We start from the raw sequence: 8,112 nt of genomic DNA, 5'->3' as shown, positions 1-8,112 counted from the left end.
GTGGGAGGGCGGGTGTCAGGCCCGGTGGAAGGCCAGGAGACGGAAGACCGGGTCCGGCCCCGCGCCGCCCTGGCCGTGCCCGGTGAACGTGGCTTCGCCGCTCTCCCGCAGCCCGTGCCGCGCCGCCTCCGCGACGACGGCCTCGGCCCGGTCGGCCGGGTCAGGCCGTCCCCCAGGCCCGTGGGCGGCTCGTTTGTCCACGGTCGTCACGAACACTCCCCCGCGCCGCAGCACCCGCGCCGCCTCGGCGATCACGGGCCGGGCGTCGTCGAGCAGGTGCAGCAGCCAGATCGTGGTGACCGCCTCGACCGCGCCGTCGCGTACGGGGAGCCGCCGGGCGTCGCCCAGCACCACGCCGACGCGACCGGCTGCGACGCGCGCCATCCCGGCCGAGGCGTCCACGCCGAGCACCCGCAGCCCCCGCGCGGCCAGCTGCGCGCTGACCAGCCCGGTGCCGCAGGCGACGTCGAGCAGCGTGCCGCCGTCCGCGAGCCCGCCGACCAGGCCGTGCACGGCCTCGGCGGCGGCACTGGCGCGCGGGAGCCCGCCCCGGGTCTCGTCGTAGTGCGCGGCCTCCAGGTCGTAGTCGAGCATGTCGCCACCTCCGCGATCGCACCGTACGCGGGCGGCGGCTGGCGGGTAAAGGGGATGCGCGTCGTTCCTGGTGTTGCATTGGGAAAACGCCGGAAAGAAAGGACGCATGACGCACAAGCCCCATTTCGGACAATGAGTCTCCTCGGCCGTGACCTGGCGGTGGACCTGGGGGCGGCGCGTACCCGGATCTACGCCAAAGGCAGAGGCATCGTGCTCGACGAGCCCTCGGCCGTGCTGCTCGACGGCCGCACGGGCAAGGTCATCGCGTACGGCGCCGAGGCCGTCGGCGACGCCCGCGGCCAGACGCACTGGCCCGTCAGCGGCGGCCGACCGGCCGACACGGAGCTGGCCCTGCGCCTGGTCCGGCACTTCCTGCGCAAGGTGCACCGGCTCCGGTTCGCCCGCCCGCGCCTGGTCATGGCGTTGCCCGGCGACTCCACGCCGATCGACCGGGCGGCGCTGCACGACATGGCGTACGAGGCCGAGGCCAGGAACGTCGTGCTGGTGCCGCACGCGCTCGCGGCGGCGCTCGGCGCGGGCCTGCCGGCCGGCGAGCCCGCCGGGCAGATGGTGATCGACATCGGCCGCGACGCGACCCGCGTCGCGGTCGTCTCCGGCGACGCGGTGGTGGCGCACGGCTCCGTCCCGTACGGGGGGCAGGCCATGGACCGGGCCATCGCCCGCCTGGTCGAACGCGAGCACGGGCTGGCGCTCGGCGAGGCGGAGGCCGAGGCCGCCAAGGTGCGGGCGAGCGCCGAGCGCGAGCCGCTGGACGGCCAGATCGTCCCCGTGCGGGCCCGCGACCGCGACACCGGCGGCGAGCACGTGGTGCCGCTGCCCGTGCGGCGGCTCTGCGAGGCGGCGGCGCAGCCGGTCGAGCCCATCGCCCGCGTGGCGGTGCAGACCGTCGAGAGCTGCCCCGCCGAGCTGGCCGCCGACCTCGGGGAACGCGGGGTCGTCCTGGTCGGCGGCGGTGCGCTGCTGCCGGGGCTCGGCCGGCGGCTGCGCGAGCACCTGCGCATGCCGGTGCGCACGGCGGAGCGCCCGATGGACTCCGTGGCCCTGGGCCTGGGCCGCTGCCTGGACCGCCTGGGCCTGATCGGCAGGCTCCGTGGCGGGCGCGTATGACCTGCCCCCCGGCGAGAACTGGAGGCAGTGCATGACGGTACGCGGCATCGACCACATCGGGGTGACCGTGCCCGGCCTGGACGCGGCGACGGAGTTCTTCACCCGGGCCTTCGGCGCGGAGGTGCTCTACGACACCCTGCCGCGCGAACGGGGCCCGAAGGGCGGCTGGGCGACCGAGCGGCGGCTCGGCGTCCCGCAGGGGACGGAGGAGATCGCCGTGCGGATGCTGCGCCTGCCGAACGGCCCCGGGATCGAGCTGTTCGAGTTCTCCGGGCCGCGCCAGGCCGATCCCGTCGTGCCGTGCGACCTCGGCTGGCAGCACGTCGCCCTGTACGTCGACGACGTGGACGAGGCGCTGCGCCGGGTGACCGGGGCGGGCGGGACGGCGCTGTCGGAGCCGGTTCCGCTGCCGGGGCCGGAGGCGGGCGAGCACAACCGGTTCGTCTACTGCCGCACGCCGTGGGGGACGACCGTGGAGCTGGTGTCGTACCCGGATCCGCAGGCGTACGAGAAGGAGACGGACCTGCGGCGCTGGCGGCCGTGACCGGGTGTGCTCCGGTGATCCGGCCGTGACGGGCGGCGATCCCGGATAGGGTCGCGTCGTGCTCGTCCGCCGTCATGCCGTGTCCGCCGCGCTGGTGTGCGCGGTGACGGCGTGCGCGGCTTCCGGGACGCCCACGCTCCAGGAGGCCGCCCAGCGCCTCGACGCCGACGCCGAGACGCTGATCAGCCAGTGGCACCTGTCGGCCGTGGAGCGAGCCGAGGACCACTCGTGCCTGCCGGGGCAGGTCAGGCGGTTCGTCCGGGCCGAGAGCGACCTGACCGGCGACTTCCCCGCGCTGCTCGACCGGCTGCAGGCCATGGGTTACGCCAAGGTCGCCGATGACCAGGACCTGCGCGACGGCGACGAGGACGTCTCCGTGCTGCGCGACCCGCGCACGCGGGTGACGTTCGAGCTGACGCTGCTGTCCGGCGACCACCCGGGCGTGCAGGTGGTGGGCAAGACGATCTGCTACGCGATCGACTGAGCACGCCCGGGCGCGCCCCTCAGGGAGTGGACAGCGCCTCTGTCGGGGACAGCCGGGAGGCCCGGATCGCCGGGTAGAGACCGGCCACGGCGCCGATCGCCAGCGTGGCCGCGAAGCCGCCGGCCGTCGCCCAGACCGGCACCACGGACGGCCAGCCGCTGTAGAGCGCGTACCCCATCGTGACCCCCGTCCCGAGCAGGACGCCGCCGGCTCCGCCGAGCGCGGACAGCAGCAGCGACTCCGCGAGGAACTGGGTGCGGATCTGCCCGCGGGTCGCCCCCAGCGAACGGCGCAGGCCGATCTCCGCCCGCCGTTCCAGCACCGAGATCACCATGGTGTTCGCCACCCCGACGCCGCCGACGAGCAGCGCCACCCCGCCCACGCCGAGCAGCAGGTTCGCGAACGCCTGGCTGGTCGCCTGCTTGGCGGCCAAGGCGTCCGACGGGCGGGAGACGTCCATCTCGTTCGGGGCCTGCGGGTTGGCCGTGCCGCCCAGCACCGCGCGGACGTCCTCCAGCCGGGACTCCTCCGAGCGGGTGTAGAGGGTGGTCGGGTGCCCGTCGAAGCCGAGCCGCTGCTCGGCCACCGGCCAGCCGACGAGCACCCCGCTGTCCAGGTCCGCGGCCAGCGCCACCGGCTCCAGCACGCCGACCACCGTGAACCGCACGCCGCCGACGACGACCTGCGCGTCCGGCCCGGCGGCGCCGATGCCGAGCCGCCCGGCCGCGTCCGCGCCGAGCACGGCCGCCGGGTAACGCTCGGTGGCCGCGTTCAGCCAGGTGCCGCTGCGCAGCGTCGCGCCGATCGTGGCCGGCAGGTCGAGGCGGGCGGCGTACGTGCTGATGCCGCCGGTCTGGGCCTCCGGGATGCGCTCGGAGCGGTAGACCTTGGCCTCGCCGACCTCGCCGATCGCCGACACCTGCCGCACCGGGCCGATCCGCTCGATCATCGCCTCGGCGTCCACCGGCATCTGGGCCGGCTCGCCGGCCAGCGTCGTGCCGGACGAGACCGTGAGCAGGTTGGTGCCCAGCGCGGAGAGCTGGCGGTCGAGCTCGGCCCCCGACGAGGACGAGATCCCGACCACGGCCACCATGGCCGCGATGCCGATCGCGATGCCCAGCCCCGACAGGAACGCCCGCAGCGGGCGCGTTCGCAGGCCCACCGCGCCGACCCGCATCACGTCGCCCGGCCGCATCCGCGCCGGGGACGGCTTCGGCCGCGTCCCTTCGACGACCGCCATCAGCCCACCCCCGAGTGCTCGGGCAGCGGCCGGCGTTCGGCGGCGGAGTCGGAGACCAGCTCGCCGTCGCGCATCCGCACCTGCCGGGGCAGGCTCGCGGCGATCTCCCGGTCGTGCGTGATGATCACGATGGTGGTGCCGCCGGCGTTCAGCTCGTGCAGCAGCTCCATCACCCCCGCGCCCGAGACCGAGTCCAGGGCGCCCGTCGGCTCGTCGGCCAGCAGCAGCGGCGGGTCGCCCGCCACGGCCCTGGCGATGGCCACGCGCTGGCGCTCGCCGCCCGACAGCTCGTGCGGCTCGTGGTCGAGGCGGTGGCCGAGGCCCACCCGTTCCAGCGCCGCCGCCGCGCGCTCACGCCGCTCGGACCTGGCCAGGCCCGAGTAGACGAGGCCGTCGGCCACGTTGTCCAGCGCCGGCACCTTCGCCGCCAGGTGGAACGACTGGAAGACGAACCCGACCCTGGTCGCCCGCAGCGCCGCGAGCTGGTTGTCGGTGAGCTCCGAGACGTCGTACCCGTCGATGCGGACCGTCCCGGAGGACGGCCGGTCGAGGGTGCCGACGACGTTCAGCATGGTGGACTTCCCCGACCCGGACGGGCCCACGATCGCGACGAGCTCGCCGTGGCCGATCCGCAGCGACACCGACCTCAGCGCCGCCACCCCGCCCGGGTACGTCCTGGACACGTCCGTCAGCTCGATCATCGGGTGCGTCATCGCGGCATCCCCACGGTCATGCCCTCGGTCAGCCCGTCGCCGGTGACCTCGACCCGGCCGCCGGCGAACAGCCCCGTCTCGACCCCGACGTAGCGGGAGCGGCCGTTCTCCACGACCTCCAGACCGAAGCCGCCCTCCTGCAGCGCCACCAGCGCCGCGACCGGCACGGTCAGCACGTCCTCGCGCCGCGAGGCGACGAACGTCACATCCACCGCGGCCTTGTCGAGCCCGCGGGTGGCCTTGGCGTCGGCGATCGTGACGAGCGCCTCCACCCGGGTCTCCGGCTCGGCCTCCTGCCCCTCGCCGGGCACGATGACCGTGGCCACCTCGGTGACCTTGCCGTCGACCGCCTTGCCGTCCGGCAGCGTGACGTCGACCTTCGCGCCCTTCTTGGCCATCCGCTGGTCCTCGGCGTCCAGCTGCACGGTGACGACCTTGGACGTGCCCGTGTACGTCAGCACCTTCTGGCCCGGCGCGGCCGGCTGGCCCCTCTCGGTGTCGAGGCTCTCCACGCGCACCTTGCCGGGGGCGAAGACGACCCGGCCCAGCTCGACCACGCCGGTCTCGTCGAGGCCGCGGTCCTCCTGCCACTCCATGACGGCCTCGGCGGTGTCCCAGGTGTACTCGTCGTCCACGGTGAAACCGTCGTAGCCGAGCTTGCTCAGGTTGCGCTCCAGGTTCTCGACGTCCCTGCCCTCCACCCCGACCTTGAGGTCGCGGTAGGCGGGGGTGTCGCCGTACAGGAGCATGACGGGCTGCGCGTCCAGGCGGTAGAGGGGCCGGCCGCGGGTGACCGTGGCGCCGCTGTCGGGCAGCCAGGTGATCGTGCCGGGTTTTCTCGCCGTGGCCGTGGTGACCGGGCCGTAGCCGAGCTCGCCGTCGGCGTCCGTGGTCTCGTTCAGCGTCTCCCGGGCGACGGTGGCGGTGGCCGGAGGCAGGGCTGCGGCCGAGCTGGTCGGGCCGGCGCTCCCGTCCAGCAGGCCGGCGCTGTTCACCGCCACGAGCGCGGCTCCGGCTGCGGCCACCACCACGACGAGCGCCGCGGCCAGCCCGCCCCGGCCGCGGCGACGGCGCGGCCGGGGCGGCATCGCCTCCGTCCCCTCGTGGTCGGCGCCCATCACATGCCTCCCATGCCCGCCTCGGCGGACTCCTTCTGGCACTTCTCCCGCGCCGACTCGAAGTCGGAGTCGCCGGTGACCTCGCCCGTGATGCGCATCATGCCGCCGTCGGGGTCGGGGTAGTTCTCGACGCCGTTGTCGCGCATGCACTGGGCGAGCTTGCGCATCGCCTCGGCGCGCGGGCCGTCGCCGCCGCCCGCCCGCTGCCCGCTCGGGGCGTACTGCTTGCACGCCTCCTGAGCGGCCTCGACCTTCTCGCGGGGCACGCTGCGGTCGAACCGCATCATGATCCCCTTGCCCGGCTCGGGGTCGGGGACGTCCACGCCGTTCTCGCGCATGCACTGGGCGAACTTGAGCGCCTTGGCATGCGGGTCCTCGCTGGGCTGGGCGCTCGCGGCGGTCTGGTTGCCGCCGCCGGTCAGCGTCGCCACGTCGGCCCCTCCCCCGTCGTCCGCCCCGCAGCCGGTCACGGCGAGGGTGAGCGCGGCCAGGGCGCTGAGGACTCGTCCTCTCATGGAGCTCTCCTCTGTTGGATGAACCTCGTTCGAGGGGAGATGCAATAGGCCGCGCCGTTTCCTCAGCGTTTCCGCCGGTCGTTTACTTCGAGCACATGCCGCCTCCGCCACACTCGGCTCCGTAAGCACGACGGACAGGACATAGAGGACGACGTCATGCGGGTGCTGGTGGTGGAGGACGAGCCGTTGCTCGCCGACGCGATCGCCGAGTGGCTGCGTGAGGAGACGCACGCGGTCGACCTGGCGCACGACGGCGAGGCGGCGCTGGAGCGGATCGCGGTCAACGACTACGACGTGGTCGTGCTGGACCGGGACCTGCCGCGCGTCCACGGCGACGACGTGTGCCGGTCGCTGGTCGCGTCCGAGTCCGACGCGCGGGTGCTCATGCTGACGGCCGCCGCCCAGCTCGACGACCGGGTGACCGGACTGTCCATGGGGGCCGACGACTACCTGCCGAAGCCGTTCGCGTTCCCCGAGCTGGCCGCGCGGGTACTGGCGCTGGGCCGGCGATCGCGGCCGGCCGCGCCGCCCGTGCTGCGGCGAGCCGGGATCACGCTCGACCCGGCGCGCCGGGAGGTGTTCAGGAACGGGCGGTACGTGCCGCTGTCGAAGAAGGAGTTCGCCGTGCTGGCCGAGCTGATGCGGGCCGACGGGAACGTCGTCTCCTCCGAGCAGCTCCTGGAGAAGGCGTGGGACGAGCACGCCGACCCGTTCACGGGCGCCGTCCGGCTCACCGTGCTCAAGCTGCGCCGCAAGCTAGCCGACCCACCGGTCGTGGAGACCGTGCCCGGCGTCGGTTACCGGATCTCATGAGCCTTCCGCGGTGGTCGGCGCCGGTGCGGCCCACGCTGCGGCTGCGGCTCACCCTCGTGTACGGCGCCGTCTTCCTCGCCGCCGGGCTGCTGCTGCTCGGCGTCACGTACGTGCTGTTCGACCAGCAGCTCGACCGGTCGTTCAGCGACCGGTACGCCACCGAGCCCGGCCGCGTCAAACAGGTCTTCTTCATCCACGACGGCGTCAGACTGAGCGGCGACGCGGCGATCGAGTGGCTGCGCCGGCAGGAGCTGGAGCTGCGCGGCGCCGCCGTCACCTCGCTGCTCACCCAGGGCGTGATCGCGCTCGTCATGGTCGGCGCCGTCGCCATGGTGCTGGGCTGGGTCGTGGCCGGCCGCGTGCTGGCCCCGCTGCGCCTGGTCACCGAGACCGCCCGCAAGATCGCCGCCGCGCCGATGGCCGAGCGCGGCCTGCACGAGCGCATCGCGCTGGACGGGCCCCCTGACGAGGTCAAGGACCTGGCCGACACCTTCGACACCATGGTCGAGCGGCTCGACCACTCCTTCGACGGGCAGCGCCGCTTCGTGGCCAACGCCTCCCACGAGCTGCGCACGCCGCTGACGCTGAACCGGGCGCTGGTCGAGCTCGCGATGCACCGCCGTACGGCCTCGGCCGACGTCAAGGAGCTGGGCGAGAGCCTGCTGGAGATCAACGCCCGGCACGAGCGCCTCATCGGCGGCCTGCTGCTGCTGGCCAGGTCGGAGCAGGAGGTCGCGGACCGCTCGCCGGTCGACCTGGCCGACGTGGTGACGCACGTCGTCGCCCAGACCGCCGCGGACGCCGCCGCAGCCGGGGTCGCCGTGTACGAGGTCGCCGCGCCCGCCCCCACGACCGGGGACGCGCTGCTGCTCGAACGGCTCGTGCACAACCTGGTGGAGAACGGCCTTCGCTACAACGTGGACGACGGCACCGGGTGGGTGCGGGTGGTGAGCCGTACCGTGG

Annotated in this window: 10 protein-coding genes; 5 read left to right on the top strand and 5 right to left on the bottom strand. The window is 74.3% G+C overall.

From position 1 onward, the window contains the following. Positions 1–15: 15 nt before the first annotated feature. Positions 16–594, bottom strand: coding sequence for a class I SAM-dependent methyltransferase (locus C1J01_RS43555; protein ID WP_111184886.1), 579 nt, complete (start codon positions 592–594; stop codon positions 16–18). Positions 595–726: 132 nt separating this feature from the next. On the opposite strand from C1J01_RS43555, the gene C1J01_RS43550 reads away from it, so the two are divergent. From C1J01_RS43550 to C1J01_RS43540, 3 genes are read left to right on the top strand one after another with little or no spacing between them, the layout of a single operon-like run. Next, positions 727–1,722: a rod shape-determining protein gene (locus C1J01_RS43550; protein WP_181449294.1), complete on the top strand. Its 996-nt coding sequence runs from the start codon at positions 727–729 to the stop codon at positions 1,720–1,722. Positions 1,723–1,753: 31 nt separating this feature from the next. Further along, positions 1,754–2,266 carry a VOC family protein gene (locus C1J01_RS43545; protein ID WP_111184890.1) on the top strand — a complete coding sequence of 171 codons (513 nt, stop codon included), beginning with the start codon at positions 1,754–1,756 and terminating at the stop codon, positions 2,264–2,266. 58 nt (positions 2,267–2,324) lie between these two features. Beyond that, entirely contained in the window at positions 2,325–2,750 is a 426-nt protein-coding gene (locus C1J01_RS43540; protein WP_146615943.1) for a hypothetical protein, read from the top strand. A 19-nt stretch (positions 2,751–2,769) separates the two neighbouring features. Here the strand turns inward: C1J01_RS43540 and C1J01_RS43535 are convergent, their stop codons facing one another. From C1J01_RS43535 to C1J01_RS43520, 4 genes are read right to left on the bottom strand one after another with little or no spacing between them, the layout of a single operon-like run. Further along, the gene (locus C1J01_RS43535) at positions 2,770–3,990 is read right to left on the bottom strand and encodes an ABC transporter permease (RefSeq protein ID WP_235855054.1); all 1,221 of its coding nucleotides are present in this window, start codon (positions 3,988–3,990) and stop codon (positions 2,770–2,772) included. Beyond that, positions 3,990–4,703 (bottom strand): ABC transporter ATP-binding protein, encoded by a 714-nt coding sequence (locus C1J01_RS43530; RefSeq protein WP_328589740.1) that lies wholly within the window; start codon positions 4,701–4,703, stop codon positions 3,990–3,992. Before C1J01_RS43530 ends, C1J01_RS43535 begins: the two co-directional genes overlap by 1 nt. Beyond that, entirely contained in the window at positions 4,700–5,821 is a 1,122-nt protein-coding gene (locus tag C1J01_RS43525) for an efflux RND transporter periplasmic adaptor subunit (protein ID WP_111184883.1), read from the bottom strand. Before C1J01_RS43525 ends, C1J01_RS43530 begins: the two co-directional genes overlap by 4 nt. Then, complete coding sequence (locus C1J01_RS43520) at positions 5,821–6,336, bottom strand: hypothetical protein (RefSeq protein WP_111184882.1); 516 nt, start codon at positions 6,334–6,336, stop codon at positions 5,821–5,823. The genes C1J01_RS43525 and C1J01_RS43520 overlap by 1 nt, the downstream gene beginning before the upstream one ends. Positions 6,337–6,492: 156 nt before the next feature. Between C1J01_RS43520 and C1J01_RS43515 the strand changes: the two genes are divergently transcribed. After that, complete coding sequence (locus C1J01_RS43515) at positions 6,493–7,149, top strand: response regulator transcription factor (protein WP_111184881.1); 657 nt, start codon at positions 6,493–6,495, stop codon at positions 7,147–7,149. After that, positions 7,146–8,112: sensor histidine kinase (locus C1J01_RS43510; RefSeq protein WP_111184887.1), on the top strand; the 967-nt coding region annotated here is incomplete at its 3' end. The genes C1J01_RS43515 and C1J01_RS43510, both read left to right, overlap by 4 nt.

The organism is Nonomuraea aridisoli (genome assembly GCF_003236395.1).
Classification (GTDB): Bacteria; Actinomycetota; Actinomycetes; order Streptosporangiales; family Streptosporangiaceae; genus Nonomuraea; species Nonomuraea aridisoli.
The sequence above is the reverse complement of the archived record's forward strand: the minus strand, read 5'-3'. Positions and strand labels throughout refer to the sequence as shown.

Excerpts from the sequence above, each read along its gene's own strand:
- C1J01_RS43525 (WP_111184883.1), bottom strand. The coding sequence starts at position 5,821 with ATGGGCGCCGACCACGAGGGGACGGAGGCGATGCCGCCCCGGCCGCGC.
- C1J01_RS43545 (WP_111184890.1), top strand. The coding sequence starts at position 1,754 with ATGACGGTACGCGGCATCGACCACATCGGGGTGACCGTGCCCGGCCTG.
- C1J01_RS43515 (WP_111184881.1), top strand. The coding sequence starts at position 6,493 with ATGCGGGTGCTGGTGGTGGAGGACGAGCCGTTGCTCGCCGACGCGATC.
- C1J01_RS43550 (WP_181449294.1), top strand. The coding sequence starts at position 727 with ATGAGTCTCCTCGGCCGTGACCTGGCGGTGGACCTGGGGGCGGCGCGT.
- C1J01_RS43535 (WP_235855054.1), bottom strand. The coding sequence starts at position 3,990 with ATGGCGGTCGTCGAAGGGACGCGGCCGAAGCCGTCCCCGGCGCGGATG.
- C1J01_RS43520 (WP_111184882.1), bottom strand. The coding sequence starts at position 6,336 with ATGAGAGGACGAGTCCTCAGCGCCCTGGCCGCGCTCACCCTCGCCGTG.
- C1J01_RS43555 (WP_111184886.1), bottom strand. The coding sequence starts at position 594 with ATGCTCGACTACGACCTGGAGGCCGCGCACTACGACGAGACCCGGGGC.
- C1J01_RS43530 (WP_328589740.1), bottom strand. The coding sequence starts at position 4,703 with ATGACGCACCCGATGATCGAGCTGACGGACGTGTCCAGGACGTACCCG.